17 protein-coding genes are annotated in these 17,156 nt (G+C 74.5%); 8 read left to right on the top strand and 9 right to left on the bottom strand.

What is annotated here, in order from left to right:
* Positions 1-25 precede the first annotated feature (25 nt).
* Positions 26-454 carry a nuclear transport factor 2 family protein gene (locus AC1UE4_RS17290; protein ID WP_482918550.1) on the bottom strand — a complete coding sequence of 143 codons (429 nt, stop codon included), beginning with the start codon at positions 452-454 and terminating at the stop codon, positions 26-28.
* Between the two features lie 60 nt (positions 455-514).
* Between AC1UE4_RS17290 and AC1UE4_RS17285 the strand changes: the two genes are divergently transcribed.
* Together AC1UE4_RS17285 and AC1UE4_RS17280 are read left to right on the top strand one after the other, a co-directional pair.
* Positions 515-2,041: an FG-GAP-like repeat-containing protein gene (locus AC1UE4_RS17285; RefSeq protein ID WP_482918549.1), complete on the top strand. Its 1,527-nt coding sequence runs from the start codon at positions 515-517 to the stop codon at positions 2,039-2,041.
* Entirely contained in the window at positions 2,038-3,270 is a 1,233-nt protein-coding gene (locus AC1UE4_RS17280) for an RNA polymerase sigma factor (RefSeq protein ID WP_482918548.1), read from the top strand. The genes AC1UE4_RS17285 and AC1UE4_RS17280 overlap by 4 nt, the downstream gene beginning before the upstream one ends.
* On the opposite strand, the gene AC1UE4_RS17275 is transcribed toward AC1UE4_RS17280, so the two are convergent.
* The 3 genes from AC1UE4_RS17275 to AC1UE4_RS17265 all read right to left on the bottom strand — a co-directional run bounded on the left by AC1UE4_RS17275 (position 3,267) and on the right by AC1UE4_RS17265 (position 5,610).
* Entirely contained in the window at positions 3,267-4,604 is a 1,338-nt protein-coding gene (locus AC1UE4_RS17275) for a calcium-binding protein (RefSeq protein WP_482918547.1), read from the bottom strand. The genes AC1UE4_RS17280 and AC1UE4_RS17275 overlap by 4 nt on opposite strands.
* Positions 4,605-4,921: 317 nt before the next feature.
* A complete protein-coding gene (locus AC1UE4_RS17270; RefSeq protein ID WP_482918546.1) occupies positions 4,922-5,380 on the bottom strand; it encodes a tautomerase family protein in 459 nt (152 codons plus the stop codon).
* A 59-nt stretch (positions 5,381-5,439) separates the two neighbouring features.
* Positions 5,440-5,610: a DUF7218 family protein gene (locus AC1UE4_RS17265; protein WP_482918545.1), complete on the bottom strand. Its 171-nt coding sequence runs from the start codon at positions 5,608-5,610 to the stop codon at positions 5,440-5,442.
* Between the two features lie 43 nt (positions 5,611-5,653).
* Between AC1UE4_RS17265 and AC1UE4_RS17260 the strand changes: the two genes are divergently transcribed.
* From AC1UE4_RS17260 to AC1UE4_RS17250, 3 genes are all read left to right on the top strand, one after another.
* Positions 5,654-6,001, top strand: a complete 348-nt coding sequence (locus AC1UE4_RS17260; RefSeq protein ID WP_482918544.1) for an HNH endonuclease — start codon at positions 5,654-5,656, stop codon at positions 5,999-6,001.
* A 20-nt stretch (positions 6,002-6,021) separates the two neighbouring features.
* Positions 6,022-6,912: an MYG1 family protein gene (locus tag AC1UE4_RS17255; protein ID WP_482918543.1), complete on the top strand. Its 891-nt coding sequence runs from the start codon at positions 6,022-6,024 to the stop codon at positions 6,910-6,912.
* A gap of 146 nt (positions 6,913-7,058) precedes the next feature.
* Positions 7,059-7,976 (top strand): hypothetical protein, encoded by a 918-nt coding sequence (locus tag AC1UE4_RS17250; protein WP_482918542.1) that lies wholly within the window; start codon positions 7,059-7,061, stop codon positions 7,974-7,976.
* On the opposite strand, the gene AC1UE4_RS17245 is transcribed toward AC1UE4_RS17250, so the two are convergent.
* On the bottom strand, positions 7,973-8,443 hold the full coding sequence (locus AC1UE4_RS17245) for a cysteine dioxygenase (RefSeq protein WP_482918541.1): 471 nt from the start codon (positions 8,441-8,443) through the stop codon (positions 7,973-7,975). The two genes, AC1UE4_RS17250 and AC1UE4_RS17245, sit on opposite strands and share 4 nt — an antisense overlap.
* Before the next feature lie 28 nt (positions 8,444-8,471).
* Positions 8,472-9,218 carry an ArsR/SmtB family transcription factor gene (locus tag AC1UE4_RS17240; protein WP_482918540.1) on the bottom strand — a complete coding sequence of 249 codons (747 nt, stop codon included), beginning with the start codon at positions 9,216-9,218 and terminating at the stop codon, positions 8,472-8,474.
* A 105-nt stretch (positions 9,219-9,323) separates the two neighbouring features.
* Between AC1UE4_RS17240 and AC1UE4_RS17235 the strand changes: the two genes are divergently transcribed.
* Positions 9,324-10,871 (top strand): adenylate/guanylate cyclase domain-containing protein, encoded by a 1,548-nt coding sequence (locus AC1UE4_RS17235; protein ID WP_482918539.1) that lies wholly within the window; start codon positions 9,324-9,326, stop codon positions 10,869-10,871.
* An 84-nt stretch (positions 10,872-10,955) separates the two neighbouring features.
* The gene (locus AC1UE4_RS17230) at positions 10,956-12,278 is read left to right on the top strand and encodes a TIM44-like domain-containing protein (protein WP_482918538.1); all 1,323 of its coding nucleotides are present in this window, start codon (positions 10,956-10,958) and stop codon (positions 12,276-12,278) included.
* Here the strand turns inward: AC1UE4_RS17230 and AC1UE4_RS17225 are convergent.
* Together AC1UE4_RS17225 and AC1UE4_RS17220 are read right to left on the bottom strand one after the other, a co-directional pair.
* Positions 12,275-13,318, bottom strand: a complete 1,044-nt coding sequence (locus tag AC1UE4_RS17225) for an aspartate-semialdehyde dehydrogenase (RefSeq protein ID WP_482918537.1) — start codon at positions 13,316-13,318, stop codon at positions 12,275-12,277. The genes AC1UE4_RS17230 and AC1UE4_RS17225 overlap by 4 nt on opposite strands.
* Positions 13,315-14,589 carry an aspartate kinase gene (locus AC1UE4_RS17220; RefSeq protein WP_482918536.1) on the bottom strand — a complete coding sequence of 425 codons (1,275 nt, stop codon included), beginning with the start codon at positions 14,587-14,589 and terminating at the stop codon, positions 13,315-13,317. The genes AC1UE4_RS17225 and AC1UE4_RS17220 overlap by 4 nt, the downstream gene beginning before the upstream one ends.
* Here AC1UE4_RS17220 and AC1UE4_RS17215 point away from each other — a divergent pair.
* On the top strand, positions 14,588-15,781 hold the full coding sequence (locus tag AC1UE4_RS17215; RefSeq protein ID WP_482918535.1) for a glycoside hydrolase family 3 N-terminal domain-containing protein: 1,194 nt from the start codon (positions 14,588-14,590) through the stop codon (positions 15,779-15,781). The genes AC1UE4_RS17220 and AC1UE4_RS17215 overlap by 2 nt on opposite strands.
* Here the strand turns inward: AC1UE4_RS17215 and AC1UE4_RS17210 are convergent.
* Entirely contained in the window at positions 15,778-17,145 is a 1,368-nt protein-coding gene (locus AC1UE4_RS17210; RefSeq protein ID WP_482918534.1) for an FAD-binding oxidoreductase, read from the bottom strand. The genes AC1UE4_RS17215 and AC1UE4_RS17210 overlap by 4 nt on opposite strands.
* Positions 17,146-17,156 lie beyond the last annotated feature (11 nt).

The following is a 17,156-nucleotide window of genomic DNA, read 5'->3' as shown; positions in this document are numbered from 1 at the left end:
CGCGCGCCGACGACGACGCCGCCTCCTAGGCGGCGTCGCTGCGGTGGCGCGCGACCGTCCGCTCCCAGTCGGGGCGGGCACCGCGCTCGTTGCGGTAGCCGCGCACGATCCGCGCGCGGCCGTCCTCCATCTCGAAGACCCACGCGACCGGCATCGCGATCGGCCGGCGCGCCGACGGCACCGACACGACGCCCACCACGAGCACCGTGCCCGCCTCGCCCTTCAGCTCGCGCAGCGTGACGGTCGCGCGGCCGCCGTGCAGCGCGCGGAAGCCGAGCAGCCCCTCGCGCACCGCCTCGCGCCCGTGCCACACCTTCGCCGGGTGCAGGAAGACGCCGACGGACTCCCAGGCGACGTCGTCGTGCAGCGCGGCGAGGAAGCCGTCGAGGTCATCGCGGTTGTGCGCCAGGAACGCCTGGCGGATGACCTCGCTGTCTGCGGGCGCGTTCGGCACCCGGTCAGCGTAGGACCAGCCCCCGTTACGGTTGCGGCCGTCGTCCGTTCGTAGGTGCACATGCCTGTCCTCCGCCTCTCCCTCCTCGCCGCCGTCCTGGCGCTGACGGCCGCTCCTTCCTCCCCCGCCGCCACGCGTTCGGTCGACGTCCGCGCACAGCAGCGCACCGAGATCGTCGGCGCCGCCTCGGTCGACGCAGCCGGGTTCGCCGTCGCGCCGGCGGGCGACGTCAACGGCGACGGCATCGACGACGTCCTGGTCGGGGCGCCGCAGGCCGACGGCCGCGGACGGCGGGACGCCGGCGCCGCCTACGTCGTCTTCGGCCACCGCCGGGCCGCGGGGCCCGCGCGCGCCGCGCGCGTGCGCGTCGGGGCGCGCCCGTCGGCTCCTGGCTTCCGGATCCTCGGGGCCCGGTCGCGATCGTTCGCCGGCCTCGGCGTCGCCGGCGCGGGCGACGTCAACGGCGACGGGCGCGACGACGTCGTGGTCGGCTCGGACGGCGGCGCCTTCGTCGTCTTCGGCCGCCGGGCGGGCACGACGGTCGACCTCGCGCACCTCGGCCGGCGCGGCGTCGCCGTCGCCACGTCGCGCGACCGCCGCCTCACGCCGCTGGTCGCGGGCGGTCTTGACGTCAACGGCGACGGGCGGCCCGATGTCGTCGTCGTCGACCGGGCGCGCACGTCCCCCGGTTCCTTCACTGGGCCCGTCGCGTTCCGCGACCACGTCGCCGTGCTCTTCGGCGGGATGCGCGCGGGACGGCTCGATCTGGCACGCCTCGGCGGCCGCGGTCTCGTCCTCCGCGGCCGGAAGGTCGACGCAGTGGCCCTGGCCTCGGACATGACGGGCGACCGCCGCGCCGAGGTCGTGCTGCAGGTCGACGAGGGAGCGGAGTCCGCCGTGCGGGCGCGCGTGGCCTTCGGGCGCGCGACCGGCGGGGACCTGCTCGCCCTCGGCGAGCGGGGCTTCGCCATCACCGACCAGGAGCCGTACCGCGGCACGATGACGATCGGCGCCGGCGGCGACGTGGACGGCGACGGCCGCGGCGACGTCGTCGTGGGGTCGTGGTTCCGCCACGACGCCACGGACCGGCTGCTGCCCGGCGCCGCCTTCGTCGTGCGCGGCGCCGGCTCGAGCGAGGACGTCCCGCTGGGCTCGCCGTACCCGCGCGTGACCGCGCTCACCGGCCCGCCGCTCGGGCCCGGCGACACGATCCCCGGCGGTCCGACGGCGGTGCCGCGCAACCGGGTCGGCCGTTCGGTGGCGATCGTGGGCGACGTCGATCGCGACGGGCACGATGACGTCCTCGTCGGCGGCGGCGGCGATGCGCGCGGCCGCCGCGGAGCCGGTCGTGCCTACCTGGTGCGCGGCGGCGCGCACGCCGGTGCCCTGTCGCTCGGCGACCTCGGTGCGCTCGGCGTCGAGCTGGCCGGCCCGTCGGCCTCCGACGGCTTCGGCGCGTCGGTCGCGCCCGCCGGGGACGTCGACGGCGACGGCCGCGCCGACCTGCTCGTCGGCGGTGCCGAGAGCACGCGCAAGGCGCGCGAGCGGGCAGGTGTCGCGTGGGTCCTGACGAGGCTGCGGCCGTGACGGCGCGGGCGGGAGCGCTGCACCGGCTGCGCGGCGACGCGGCCCTCCTGCGCCGCTTCCGCGCCGGCGACGACAGCGCCTTCGCCGCCCTGCACGATCGGTACGCCGCGGAGATCCGCGCGTACGCGCGGCACATGCTGCGCGGGACGCCGCACGACCCGGAGGACGCGGCGCAGGAGGTCTTCCTGCGGGCCTACCAGGCGCTGCGCCGCGACCGGCGCGACATCGAGATCCGTCCGTGGCTGTTCCGGGTCGCACACAACCGCTGCATCGACGTCCTGCGCGCCCCGCGCACCGAGCGGCTGGCGGACGAACCCGCGGCGCCGCCGGGTCCCGACACGGCGGCGGCGGTCGAGGACCGGGAGGCGTTCCGCGCGCTGCTGCGCGACATCGGCGGGCTCACGGATGCCCAGCGGTCGGCGCTGCTGCTGCGCGAGCTCGGCGGGCTGTCGCACGGCGCCGTGGCGGAGGCGCTGGGGATCTCGGAGGTCGCCTCGCGCATGCTCGTCCGCCGGGCGAGGCTCGCGCTCACCGACGCGGCCGAGGCGCGCGACGCGACGTGCGCCGACGTCCGGCGGCGGCTGACCGAAGCGGCCGATGCCGGCCATCGGCCGCGCCGCGGCGACCTGCGCCACCTCGACGCGTGCCCGGAGTGCGCGGCGTTCCGTCGCGCGCAGGCGCGGGTCGAGCGGGAGCTCTCGCTGCTGGTCCCCGGCTCGGGCCTGGCCGCCCTGCTGAAGCTCTCGGGCGGCGGGGGCGCTGCCGCCGTCGGTGCGGCGACTGGGGCCTCGGGCGGCGCGGGTGGCGGCCTGGTCGCGAAGCTCGCGGTCGGGGCGTGCTGCGCCGCGATCGGCGCCGGGACCGCGGCGACCATCGCCACAGACGCCGAGCACCGCGAACGCCGCCCCGCCCCCGCACCTCGTGCCGCGACGCCCGCGCCGGCGGCTCGCCCCACGACCACGACGACGAGCCCGGCCACGGCCCCGTCGGGCAACCGCGCCGCCCGGCGGTCCGCGGCGCAGCGCTCGCGGCCGAGCGAGCCGCGCCGGCGTGACCGGGACGCGGCGCCGCGGCAGCAGCAGGCAGCGGCGCCCGAGGCGCCCGTGGCGCCTGCGACGGTCGACCTCGGCGGGTTCGACGAGGATCGGCAGCCCACCCCGCCGGCCGGCCGGGCCGAGCCGGCGCGCGCTGCCGAGACGGTCGACCTCGCCGACCTCGGCGACGGCTAGGCGACGATCGTGCGCCGGGGGGCGCGGCCCTTGCGCACGGTCAGCCGGATGCGCTGGGCGGTGGTGATCGAAGGCGCGGTGACGACGACGTCGACGGTCGCGCCGGGGCGCAGGACGTGGCGGCGGAGCTTGCTCGTCAGCACGGCGCTGCTGCCGCTGCGGACGGCGGCGCGCAGGACGGCCTTCGGGCAGCCGCGCCCCTTGCAGCGGATCGCGATCGTCGCGCCGGCGGGCAGTCCCGTCGCGACGAGGCGGCGCACGCGGGTGCGGCTGCCGCGCACGACGTAGCGCGCCTGGAGGCCGAAGTGGAGGACCGGGGGCGTCGCACGGTGCTCACCTTCCGTGGAGACGCCCCCGGTCCCGGTCGTCCCGCTCCCGGGAACGCTCGAGTCGGTGGTGGTCGTGGTGGTCGTCGCGGCCTCGGCCGGCGCGGCGGGCGGCGCCGGGAGCTCGACGGTCTCGCAGTCGGCCGTGACGTCGAGCTCGTCGACGATCGCGCGGTCCTTGCCGGTCGCGCAGTTCACGGTGTCGGCCACGCCGTCGCGGGCGTCGATGACGTCGTCCTCGCTGCCGCCGTCGAGGAGGTCCTTGCCCGGCCCGCCGGTGATGGTGTCGTTGCCGGCCTCGCCCTTGAGCTCGTCGGCGCCCTCGCCGCCCGAGAGGACATCCGCGCCCGCGCCGCCGCGGAAGGTGTTCGCGCGCGCGTCGCCGCGCAGATCGTCGCCGGCAACGCCGCCGCGGATGACCTCGATGTCGGCGGCGAGGTTGTCGAGCTCCGCCGTGTAGCCGTCGTTGGCGGCGCCGTCGAAGGTGGCCGAGACAGGCGCCTCGCGGCCGGACCAGTCGACGGTGTCGATCCCGGCGCCGCCCTTGAGCGCGTCGGCCCCGCCGCCGCCGTCGATCTGGTCGTTCTGGTCGCCGCCGTCGATCACGTCGGTCTTGGGCCCGCCGACGATCAGGTCCTCGTAGGTGCCGCCGAGGATCGTGCCGCCGATCGGGAAGGTGCTGGTGGCGACGAACCGGTCGGCGCCGGAGCCGAGGTCGATCGAGAACGACTGCGCGTCGCACATGACCGCGTCGTTGAGGACCAGCGAGACGCAGCCGGTGCCGGCCTTGAGCTCGTCGCCGCCCGGCTCACGCGTGAAGACGGGCTTGCCGCCCTGAGCCGACGCGATCATGTTGTCCATGTAGAGGGAGGGCGCCCCCGCGTAGTGGATCTCGCCGAACGCCGTCGAGAACGTCCCGGTGGCGAACGCCGCCGGGACGACGACGAGCGTCGCGGCGAGTGCGGCGCCGAGCGCGCCGAAGCAGCGGGAGGGCGAGACGGTGAGCATGGCGACGATGCTGCCGCCGCGCGGTCTCGCGTTCTGTCGGGTCCGCTCCAGAGCGGGGCGTCGGTTCGCCGCCAGCGGCCTTCGGTTGAGGACGCGCTTGCGTCCGGACGTTCCCGCGCGGTAGGAACGCCCATCACGGTCCGGGCGCTCGACCCGAGCCCCTCCGTCGTGACGCGTCGCCGAACGCGCCGCTGCGCCGCAAGGTCTACCCCGAGACGTACGGCTACCCGGGCGCTCATCGGCAACGGCGTCCCCGACAAGTTCGCCCACTTCTGCGTCCGCGGGCAGAACCCCGCGATCGCCGCCTGTGAAGACAGCTACCGCGCGGGCTGAGCCGCCTCCGCGCCCTCGCGCTGGGCGGCGGCCATCTCTCGCAGCTGCTGGAAGTGGATGACCTGGCCGCCGGCGCCCCAGCTGCCCTCGTCGATCTCGCGGCAGGTGACCCAGACGCGCAGGGCATCCTCCTCGGCGAGCCCGACGGCCTCGCGGATCGCGCGGGTGGCGCCCTCGACGAGCTCGGCGCGGCGGCGGTCCGACAGCGCACCCTCGGGCGTCGTGACCATGAGCCGGACGATCGGCTTGTCGACCGGACGGCCGGCCGCGTAGACGTCGTAGGCGTCGAGCTCGTGCACGAAGACCCAGGTGATCTCGCGGAAGAAGTCGGTGTCCGGCGCGCGCTCGGCGCGCAGGAGGATCGTCGTGAGCTCGTCGACGAGCGCGGTCTTGGCGTCCTGCTCGAGGGTGCCGGCGGGCAGCGTGAGGTCCATCATCGGCATGGGCGCAGCATGCCACGAACCATCGGCGCCCGCGACTGCGTGACCCGGCGCCGCGGCGCCTAGGACTTCTTGCCGCCGCCGGACTTCTTGCCGCCCTTCTTCGAGGCGGCGTTTCCCGAGCCGGCGTTCGCGTTGGAGATCGCGGCGGCACGCTGCTTGCTCATGCCCTTCTTGCGCATGCCCTCGTACTGCTTGTCGTTCTTGACGCTCGATCCATGATCCTTGGTCATGCGACCGTCTTACCCGTTGCCGGTGCGGCGATAGCCTCGGGGCATGGCCACGCGAACGCTGCCGGTGAGCGTCGAGGCGCTCATCGAGCGCGACGGGCCTGCCTGCGTCTGGTGCGGCCGGGAGCTGTGGCGGCGTGACCTCACGCTCGAGCACGTCGTGCCGCGCTCGCGGGGCGGCCACATGACCGGCGAGAACGCGCTGCTCGCATGCCGGGCCTGCAACAGGCGGCGCGGGTCGAAGCCCGTCGACGCCTACGTCCGCGAGATGCAGCGCGCGGGCGCCGACGTCGACCTCGAGGCGTTGCGCACGTCGCTGGCCGGCCTCAGCGGCTCGCATCGCCGCGCCCATCGCGAAGAGGCGGCGCGGATGCTCCGCCGGCTGCCCGCCTGACCCGTCCTAGGGTGTCCGTGATGAAGGTGGCCACCCACGACGGGAGCTTCCACGCCGACGACGTCTTCGCCGTCGCGGTGCTCCGGATGATCACGCCCGATCTCGAGATCGTCCGCAGCCGCGACCGCGCCGTCATCGCCGCCGCCGACGTGCGCGTCGACATCGGGCTGCGCGACGACCCGTCCACCGGCGACTTCGATCACCATCAGAAGGGCGGCGCCGGCAAGCGGCCGAACGGGATCCCCTACGCGTCCTTCGGGCTCGTGTGGAAGGAGCACGGGACGAAGCTCACGGGCGGCGACGTCCGCGCCGCGGCGGACGTCGAGGGCCGGCTCGTGCAGGGCGTCGACGCGATCGACACCGGCTTCACGCTGTCGCGCCCGCTGCTCGACGGGATCCGCGTGACCGACGTCTCCGACCTCGTCGACCAGTTCAACCCCGCGTGGGACGAGGACGCCTCGGACGCGGTGCGGCTCGAGCGCTTCGACCGCGCCGTCGGCTTCGCCATGGAGGTGCTCGACCGCCAGATCGCCTTCGCGCTGGCCGGCGCCCGCGCCCGCGGCCTCGTCGAGCAGGCGATCGCGGCCGCCGCCGATCCCCGTGTCATCGAGCTCGACCGCTCGCTGCCCTGGCACCAGGCCGTCGTGACCGGCGCGCCGCAGGCGCTGTACGTCATCTACCCCAAGAAGGACGACGACTGGCGCGTCCAGGCGGTGCCCCAGCGCCTCGGCGACTTCACGAACCGCAAGGACCTCCCGGCGGCGTGGGCCGGCCTCCAGGCGGCGGAGCTCGCCGCCCTCACCGGCGTCGCCGACGCGCAGTTCTGCCACACCGCGCGGTTCCTCGCGGTCGCCCGCTCGCAGGACGGCATCCGCGAGCTCGTGCGCCAGGCGCTCGCCGACGGCGCCTGACCCCACTCGCGACCTCGCCGCCCCATCGGGGCCGCCCCATGACGCACCGGGGTCGTCGTCCGGGCCCACCGGGGTCGTCGCCGGCGCGAGGTTCCGGGGGTTCCCCGATGTGCGCCGGGCAGCGCACCTCCAGAGTGAGCGTCGTCATGCGTCGCACCATCCTGCTCGCCGCTCTCGCCGCCACCGCCGCCGTGCCCGCCACCGCCGCGGCCGCGCCCGCCAAGATCAACCGCGCCTCCGCCGTCTCGGCGGCCGGCGTCACCACCGTCCAGGTCTCGAACCCGAGCAGCCGCGTGCTGACCGGCAAGGCCAGCCTCCTCGTCGGCAGCAAGTCGCTCGCCTCGAAGGCGGTGCGGCTCGGGAAGTGGTCGACCGCGAAGGTCACGCTGCGCGTCGGCGCGAACGGCGTCACCGCGCTGCAGGCCGCCGGCGGCCGCGCGACCGTCGCGCTGCAACTGCGCGCCGCCAAGGCGAAGAAGGCCACGACGGTCCGCAAGACGCTGACGCTCACCCTGCCCGCCGCGACGCCGGGGCCGGGCTCCGCGCCCGCGCCGTGGTCCGCTCCGTCTCCCTCCCCCTCCCCGTCCCCGTCGCCGACGCCCTCCCCGACCCCGACCCCGACCCCGGAGACGACCCCGCCCGCCCCCGCGTCGAACAAGTGGGCCGGCCGCATGGGCTCCGAGGGCGCCTACGACGACTTCGAGTTCACGCTCGACAACGGCCAGATCACGTTCACGAAGTGGCCGTTCGTCCCGGTCGTCTGCGCGGAGAACGGCGGCTCGTGGCGCACCGCCGTCTCGCTCGAGCCCTTCGTGGTCGCCGGCCCCTGGACGGTCGGGACCGACGGCAACGTCCAGCAGTCGGGCATCACGGGCAACCAGCTCGTCGGCTCGAGCTCGCGCACGATCACCTACAAGGTCACGAACAGCGCGCAGCAGGCCGGCAAGGTCACCGGCACGCTGGGGATGTCGTTCTTCGACTCGAAGCTCGACGTCCTCAACGGCTACAAGATGATCTTCATCAACTGCGCCGGCTCGCAGTCGTTCGAGGCCATCCCGGCCTAGGCGGCGCGCAGCTCGACGTCCTTGCCGACGGCGTGCCGCTCGAGCGCGCCGCCGGCGGCGCCGACGCGGTAGGTGCCCATCCGGCGCAGCGGCGGGCTGTAGACGTGCAGCGTGACGGCCGGCTGCACCCCGGCGTGGCGGACGCGGTGGATGTCGGTCGGGCCGAACCCGAACGTCTCGCCCGCGCCCACGCGCCGGGACGGTGGCGTCTTGCCGCCGAGGGCGAGGCGGTCCTCGACCACCTCGCCCGCCAGCACGGCCACGGCGCCCGAGGAGACGTCGTGGTCGTGGAAGCCGGTGTCGTGCCCGGGCATCCAGCAGATGAGCCACGCCTCGACGTCGTCGCGGCCGGCGTTGAGCTCCTCGAACACCCGCTGCTCCGCATCGTGGCGGACGAGCCCGCCCCAGCTCTCGTGGTCGGCGCTCAGCGCCTCGAGGACGCCGCGCAGCTCATCTTGGGTCAGCACGCACCAGATTGTACACCGATCTTGTGGACTACGCGCCGACGGACTGGACCTGCAGCGGCTCGCCCGTCTCGAGCAGCGTCTTCAGCCCCGAGAGGATCTGCGGCCAGCCGCTCGAGACCTGCCGCGCCGCCGCCTCGCTCAGGTCCTCGTGCGTCACGCGCAGCCGGCAGGCCGACCCGGCCGGCTCGAGCTCCCACGTCACGCGCGACGGCTGCTCCTGCTCCATCTCCGCGTCCCAGTGCGCGCGGAAGCTCTGCACCAGCCGTCGCGGCTCGTCGATCTCGAGCACCTCGCCCTCGACCCAGACCTCGCTGCCGTCCGGGCTCTTCATCTCGAACCGCGCACCCTCGGTCCAGTCGCTCGTGACGGCGGAGCCGAAGTAGTACTGCCGCGTCAGCTCACCGTCGGTGATGCCGCGCCACACGTCCTCGGGCGTCGCCCGGATGTAGATCTCGAACACCTTCATCGCTCGCTCCTCCAGCGTCCTCTTGAGCCCGGTGAGCGCCGCCGCCCACGGCTCGGCGTACTTGCTCACCCACCGGTCGTGGATGAGCCGGATCGGCACGGGGTTGAGGAAGTGCAGGCGCTCGCGCCCCTGCTTGCGGCTCGTGACGAGCCCGGCCTCCTCGAGCACCCGCAGGTGCTTCATCACCCCGAAGCGGCTCATCGGCAGCCGCCGTTCGAGCGTGCCCGTCGCCTGCCCGTCCTGCGCGAAGAGCGCGTCGAGCAGGGCGCGGCGGGTCGGATCCGCCAGCGCTTTGAACACGTCGTCCATCTCCGCGGACAATACGTGACCAAATGGTCACCTGTCAACGGCGTGACCGATCTCACAGCCCTGATCCGTCGCGAAACCCGCACTCGAGGCGTATCGTCGGCGCGCATGAGCGCGGGAACGACCGCCGTCCCGCTGCGGGCCAAGCCTGTGCCCGCCGGCGAAGCCGAGGGCCGCCGCATGGCGCGTCGCGTGCTGCGCCGGATCGGCGTCGCGCAGATCGTCGCCGGCGCTTGGGGCGCGATCGACGTCTTCCTGCTGCTATGGCTCGTGCTGCCCGCCCCGGAGGCCTCGGCGGAGAACGGGACGATCATCGCCCGCAACGCGATCGCGCTCGCCGTGCTGCTGCCGCTCGCCGGTGTCGCAGGGACGATCGCCGCGCGGCGCCTGAACGTGCCGGTGCTGCGATGGCTCGCCGAGGGGCGCGCGCCGACCGAGACCGAGCGGCGCGACACGCTTTGCCTGCCGCTGCGCTCGGCCGGCCTCGACGCCGTCGGCTGGACCGCGAGCGCCGTCGCCTTCTACCTCATCAACCTCTCCTTCGGCGGCGAGGTCGCGTTCCACGTCGCCTCGACGATCTTCCTCGGCGGCCTGACGTGCACGGCGCTCGGCTACCTGCTGACGGAGCGGCTCGCGCGGCCGCTGACCGCCCGCGCGCTGGCGTTCGGCCCCGTCGCGCGGCCGAAGGGACCGGGCGTCGCGGGCCGGCTCGTGCTGACCTGGCTCTTCGCGTCGGGCGTCCCGCTGGTCGGGATGATCCTGCTTGCCTGCCATTCGATGGTCTCCGGCGAGGTGTCGGCCGACGACCTGGCGACGAGCGTCATCGTCCTCTGCGGCGTCGGCCTCCTCATCGGGCTGCTCGGCACGATGCTGGCCGCGAAGTCCGTCGCCGAGCCGCTGCGCTCGCTGCGCAAGGCCCTCGGCCGGATCGAGAGCGGCGACCTCGACGCCGGTGTTCAGGTCAACGACGGCAGCGAGGTCGGCCTGCTGCAGAGCGGCTTCAACAGCATGGCCGCCGGCCTGCGCGACCGCGAGCGGTTGCGCGACCTCTTCGGCCGCCACGTCGGCGAGGACGTCGCGCGGACGGCCCTGGACGGCCGCGAGCCCGCCCTCGGCGGCGAGGTCCGCGACGTCGCCGTGCTCTTCGTCGATCTCATCGGCTCGACCTCGATGGCCGCCCACCGCCCGCCGCGCGAGGTGGTCCGGCTGCTCAACGACTTCTTCGCCGTCGTCGTCGACGTGGCCGAGCGCCACGGCGGCTGGGTGAACAAGTTCGAGGGCGACGCGGCGCTCGTCGTCTTCGGCGCCCCCGGCGACCACGACGACCCCGCCGGCGGCGCGCTCGGCGCGGCCCGCGTCCTGCGCGACCGGCTGCGCCACCTGCCCGGCGTGGACGCCGGCATCGGCATCTCCGCCGGTCCCGCCGTCGCCGGCTACGTCGGCGCCGAGCGCCGCTTCGAGTACACGGTGATCGGCGACCCGGTCAACGAGGCCGCCCGCCTCTGCGAGCTCGCGAAGAGGCGCCCCGAGCGCGTCCTCGCCTCGGAGTCGATCATCCGCCGCTGCGCCAACGGGGAGGCCGGTCGCTGGAACGCCGGCGAGGAGGTCGTCCTCCGCGGCCGCACCCGCCCCACCCGCCTCTCCACCCCGGCGTAAGGCCTCGCCCCCTCCCCACGTGGATCCGGTGAGAGGCGGCGCGCGGTGTTGACCGCGCCGGGTGAGCGCGCCAGGATCCGGCGCATGCCGTCCCGTCTCGCCGCACTCGCCGCCCTGACCCTCGCGCTCCTCCCCGGCGACGCCCTCGCGGCCGCGGGCGGCGGCAGCTCCGGCTACGGCGGCGGTGGTGGCGGCGGCGGGTTCTCGGGCGGCGGCGGGTTCGGCGGCAGCAGCGGCGGCTCGGGCGGCGGCGGCTGGTTCGCGGTCCTGATCCTCGTCGGCTTCGCGCTCTTCTTCCTGTGGGGAGCGATGCTCGTCTGGCGCGACACGAAGCGCCGGAAGGAGCGCGTCAAGCGCACGATCACGGCAAGCGCCGCGGCGGCCGACGACGACGCCTGGTTCGCCGCCGATGCGGTCCAGCGCGACGCGGCGGCGCTCTTCACCGCCTGCCAGGTGGCGTGGGACGCCCGCGACCGCGACACGCTGGACCGGCTCGTCGGCGAGGACCTCATGGTCGAGTGGCGCCGCCGCCTCGACGACTTCGACCGCAAGGGCTGGCACAACCGCGTCAAGGTCCTGAACGGCCCGAAGATCGAGTACGTCGGCATCACGAACCGCGACGACGACACCGCCGACCGGGTGGTCGTCCGCGTCACCGCGACGCTCGAGGACTACGTCCGGATGAGCAACGGGCAGATCCTGCAGCGCGACGGGACGAGCGTGAAGACGGTCGGGCTCACCGAGTACTGGACCCTCGCCCGCCGCGGCGACGGCTGGATGGTCGTCTCGATCGAGCAGGACGCCGAGGGCAAGCACCACCTCACCGCCCCGCTCATCACCGACCCGTCGGCCGACGACCAGGGGCTGCGCGACGAGGCGGTCGTGGAGCAGGCCGTCGCCGACGCGACCGTTCCCGACGGAACTCGCGTCTCCGAGCTGGTCGACGTCGACTTCGCCGGCGACGCCCGCGCGCAGGCGCTCGACCTCGCGCTCGTCGACGACCGCTTCAACCCCGACGTCCTCGAGGTCGCCGCCCGTCGCGCGGTCGCCGCGTGGGCGGAGGCCGTCGACGGCGCCGACGCGCCGCTCGAGGCGGTCGCCGACGAGGCCGCGATCCGCGACCTCCTCTACGCCGGCGACGCGTCGCAGCGCACGCGGCTCGTCGTCCGCGGGCCGAAGCTCGAGTCGCTGGCGATCGTCGCGCTGGACGGCGAAGCGCAGCCGCCCTCGTTCACCGTCGAGGCGCGCGTGCGCGGCCGCCGCTACGTCGAGGACCGCGACACGATCGAGGTGCTGTCCGGCTCGCGCGACAGCGAGACGACGTTCACCGAGCGGTGGCGCCTCACGCTGTCGGGCGACGACAACCAGCCGTGGCGGCTGACGTCCGCCGCGGCGCCCGTCGGCTAGGCCGCGACTACCTGCTCGGCGGGCCGCACGAGCCCGCGGGCGTGCAGCTCCTCGGCGATCTGCACCGTGTTGAGGGCCGCGCCCTTCAACAGGTTGTCGCCGACGACGAAGAGGTTCAGGCTGCGCGGATCGCCGAGGTCGCGCCGGACCCGGCCGACGGCGACCTCGTCGCGCCCCGCCCACTCGAGCGGCGTCGGCGCGTCCTGCACCACGAGGTTGGGGAACGCCTTGAGGACGGCCAGCGCCTCGTCCAGCGCAGGCTCGTCCGCGTACGTCGCCCGCACCGCCACCGCGTGGCCGACCATCACCGGTACGCGCACGCACGTCGGCGAGACGGCCAGCTCCGGGATGGCGAGGATCTTGCGCGACTCGTTCTGGAGCTTGAGCTCCTCGTCGGTGTAGCCCTCGTCGCCGAGCGTCCCGAGCATCGGCACGACGTTGTAGGCGAGCGTGTCGGCGTGGACCTTGGACTCGACCTTGCGCCGCGCGCTCTCGCCGTCGTTGACGAGCATGTCGATGTCGCCGTGCAGCACGGGCACCTGGGCGGCGAGCTCGTCGATGCCCTTCTGCCCGGCGCCGCCGGCGGCCTGGTAGGAGGTGGCGACCATCGCGGTCATGCCGAACGCGTCGTGCAGCGCCTTCAGCGGCAGCATCGCGACCATCGTCGTGCAGTTCGGGTTCGCGACGATCCCGCGATGCCCCTCGAGCGCCTCGGGGTTCACCTCGGTCACGACGAGCGGCACGTCGTCGTGCATGCGCCACGCCGACGAGTTGTCGACGACGACCGCGCCCGCCTGCGCGAACCTCGGCGCCCATTTGCGAGACGTGCCGCCTCCTGCGCTGAACAGCGCGAGGTCGAAGCCCTCGATCGTGTCGTCGGCGAGCACGCGGACGGGCTCGTCGGCCTTGTCGAGCATCCGCCCCTCGGAGCGCTCCGAGGCGAACGGGACGACCGCGTCGGCGGGGAAGCCCCGCTTGCGCAGGACGTCGAGCATGATCGAGCCGACCGCGCCGGTGGCCCCTACGACCGCGACCCTCATGCGCCCGCGAACTCGCCGAAGGGGTTCTCGGGCCGCATCGTGTCGGGCCCCTGCAGCTCGAACGCGCTGTGCAGCGAGCGGACGGCCTCCTTGAGGCGGTCGCCCGGCACCACGCACGAGATCTTGATCGGCGACGTCGAGATCATCTCGATGTTGATCCCCTCCTCGCCGAGCGTGCGGAACACCTTCGCCGCGACGCCGGGGTGCGACTTCATGCCCGCGCCGACGATGGAGACCTTGCCCATCGTCTCGTCCTCGACGACGTCGCCGATCCCGACCTCGTCGACGAGCGGCTGCAGCGCGGCGCGCGCCGCCGGCAAGTCGTCGCGCGGGACGGTGAACGAGACCTCCGCGCGGGCGCCCTCGCCCACCGGCTCGTTCTGGATGATCATGTCCACGTTGACGTTCGCCTCGGCGAGCGTGCTGAAGATGCGGCCGGCGATGCCGGGGTTGTCGGGCACGCCGAGGAGCGTGAGGCGGGCCTCACCGGCGGAGTGCGTGACGGCGGTGATGAGGGGCTGTTCCACGGTCTGGTCCTCTCCCACCACAACCGTACCGGGGCGGTCGTGGAAGCTCGATCGGCAGTGGATTCGAACCCCGTGGTTGCGCGCGTACTCCACGGAGCGCAGCTGCAGCACGCCCGCGCCGGACGCCGCCATCTCGAGCATCTCCTCGAACGTGACGACGGGCAGCTTGCGCGCCTCGGGGACGATGCGGGGGTCGGCGGTGAAGACGCCGTCGACGTCGGTGTAGATCTCGCAGACCTCGGCGCCGACCGCTGCGGCGAGCGCCACGGCGGTGGTGTCGGAGCCGCCGCGGCCGAGCGTCGTGACGTCCTTCGCGGTCGACACGCCCTGGAAGCCGGCGACCAGCACGATGCTGCCCTGGTCGAGGCCTTCGCGGATGCGATCGGCCCGGACGTCGAGGATGCGGGCCTTCGTATGCGACGTGTCTGTCACGATCCCGGCCTGTGAACCGGTCAGGGAGATGGCCCGGTGCCCGAGGTCGTTGATCGCCATGGCGCAGAGCGCGCAGGACACGCGCTCTCCCGTCGACAGGAGCATGTCCATCTCGCGCGGGTCGGGCCGCGGCGAGATCTCGAACGCGTCCGCGATCAGGCGGTCCGTCTCCTTGCCGCGCGCGGAGAGGACCGCGACCACGTCGTAGCCCTGGTCGCGCTTCTCCACGATCCGCTGCGCGGCTCGCTTGAGCCGCTCGGCGTCGGCGACGGACGTGCCGCCGAACTTCATGACCACCGTCGAGCCCGCCATGCGCACCGAGGATAGGCCGCGCCACCGCAGGGCGGTGCTCGCCCTCGCCGGAGTGGCGATGGCCGTCGCCGCGATCGTGCTGTTCGCGGTGGGCGGCGGCGACGATTCGGGCGGCGCGCGCGAAGCCGTCCCCGAGGCCGGTTCGAAGTTCGGCGAGGGCGGCAGCGGGAGCGAGCAGACGCTGCTGCAGGCGCTGGCGCCGCTGCTGTCGAGCGACGAGCCGACGACCCAGCAGCTGCCCGTCGAGCGCGCGGCGGCGCAGGTGCTGGCGGTCGGCTTCGAGGGCCAGGACCCGTCGAAGGCGCTGGCGAAGCGAGTCGGCTCGCAGGACTGGGGCGCGCTCTACGTCGCCGACGGGAACTACCGCTCGGCGGGGGCGCTCGCGGACCTGGTGCGGGCGGCCAAGCGCGCCGCGCGGCGGGCGAAGCACGTCGAGCCGCTCGTGCTCGCCGATCCTGCGCTGCTGCCGATCGGCCCGACGCCGCAGGTCGACATCGGCGCCGGCGGGACGATCGACGAGGTGCGCGCCGACACGCTGCGGGCCGGCAAGCGGCTGCGCAAGGCGGGCATCTCGCTCGTCCTCGCGCCGTCCGCGGACCTCGGCGTCGGCGGCGGCCCGGCCGAGGACCACGCGTTCGGCGACGACCCGCTCGAGGTGGCGAAGCTCGTCCGAGCCGCGGTGCGCGGCTACGACGACGCCGGCGTCCTGACCGCGCCGGGCCGGTTCCCCGGCGAGGGCGCCGCGTCGCAGGACCCGATCGAGGGGCCGGCGACCGTCGGGCTGTCGATCGAGGAGCTCGTCGCGCGCGACCTGCGCCCGTTCGCTGCCGCGGTGCCGCTGACGAAGGCGGTGCAGATGAGCGCGGCGATGTACGCCGCGTGGGACGGCGTGACGCCTGCGACGCTCCTGCCCGAGGCCGTGGCGCTGCTGCGCGACCGGCTCGGCTTCAAGGGCGCCGTCGTCAGCGCCGACCTCATCGCCGCCACCGCCGCGACGGGCGGCGGCGTGGGCGAGGCCGCCGTCGAGGCGCTCAAGGCGGGCGACGACCTGCTCCTCGTCCCCGGCGGCCGCGCCGAGCAGGACGAGGCGCTGCGGGCGATCGTCGACGCGGTCAAGCGCCGGATCCTGCCGCGCGAGCGCCTCGACGAGGCCGTGGCCCGCGTCGAGGCGCTGCGCCGCGATCTCGGCTAGACGCGCCCGCTCGGCGGGATGTTCTGGTTGAGCCGGAAGGCGTTCTCCGGGTCCCATTCGTCCTTCAACGCCTGCAGCCGCGCGAACTTCTCCGGCCCGAACGCGCCGCGGACGCGCTCCGCGCCCTCGTCGCCGATGAAGTTCAGGTAGACCCGGCCGGGCCGCTTGTAGGCGTCCATCGCGCGGGACAGCGCGCGGGTCCACTCGATGTTGCGCTCGTTCTCGGCGGGATCGCCCCACATCGACAGGAAGTGGACGTTCCACGGCGCGTCCCGCTCGCCGAAGGCCATCGCGTCCTCGGGCACGCGGCGGATCGCGCCGCCGCCGGGGATGACGATCACCTGCGTGTGCGGGGCCGGCACGCGCGCCGTGTGCTCGACGAGCACGTCGATGGCGTCGTCCGGCAGCCGGTCGAGGAAGTCGGCGCTCCAGTAGTTCTGCAGGCCGCTCGGGCACGCCGGCTCCAGGAGCCGCTGCAGCGCGACGTACGGCATGTCGTCGACCATCGCCACCGCCGGCCCGAGGTCGAGCAGCGGCGCGAAGACGCGGCGGCCCTCGTCCGGCTCGCCGGCGTAGGCGACGACGATGCCGAAGACCGGCTTGCCGCGCACGGGCTCGGGCACGAAGTCCTCGGGCGGCGCGCTGATGAACGCGGCGGCGCCGCCGACCTCGTCCGGCGCGCCGGCCATGAAGGTCCGGTACGCCGCCAGCACCTCGGCGGCACGCTCGTGCGGGAACATCAGCATCCCGGCGAAGAGCAGGGGCGGGATCGGATGCGCGTCGAACTCGAAGCGCGTCACCACGCCGAAGTTGCCGCTGCCGCCCCGCAGCCCCCAGAAGAGCTCGGCGTTCTCGGACTGGCTCGCGGTCACGACGTCGCCGTCGGCGGTGACGAGCTCGACGCTGCGCAGGGAGTCGCACGTCAGCCCGAACTTGCGCTCGAGCCACGAGCTGCCACTGCCGAGCGTCAGCCCGCCCACGCCGGTGCTGGGCACGCGGCCGCCGGGCACGATCAGGCCGTGGGCCGTCGTCGCGGCGTCGAACTGACCCCAGTTCGTCCCGCCGCCGCATGCCACGCACCGGGCGTACGGATCGACCTCGACGTCGCTGAGCCCGCGCAGGTCGATCATCATCCCGTCGTCGCAGACGGCGGCGCCCGTCACCCCGTGACCGCCGCCGTGGACGGCGATCGGGAGGTCGTTCGCGCGCGCGTGGCGGACGGCCGCCACGACGTCGGCGGTGGACGAGCAGCGAGCGATCAGCGCGGGGTACCGATCGATCATGCCGTTGAAGACGCGCCGGGCATCGTCGTAGCCGGCGTCGGCGGGGCGTAGGACCGCCCCGGTCAGCGTGAGAGCGTCCATGCGCCGACACT

Source organism: Parviterribacter kavangonensis, assembly GCF_056863335.1.
This window is presented reverse-complemented; position numbering and strand designations above follow the sequence as displayed.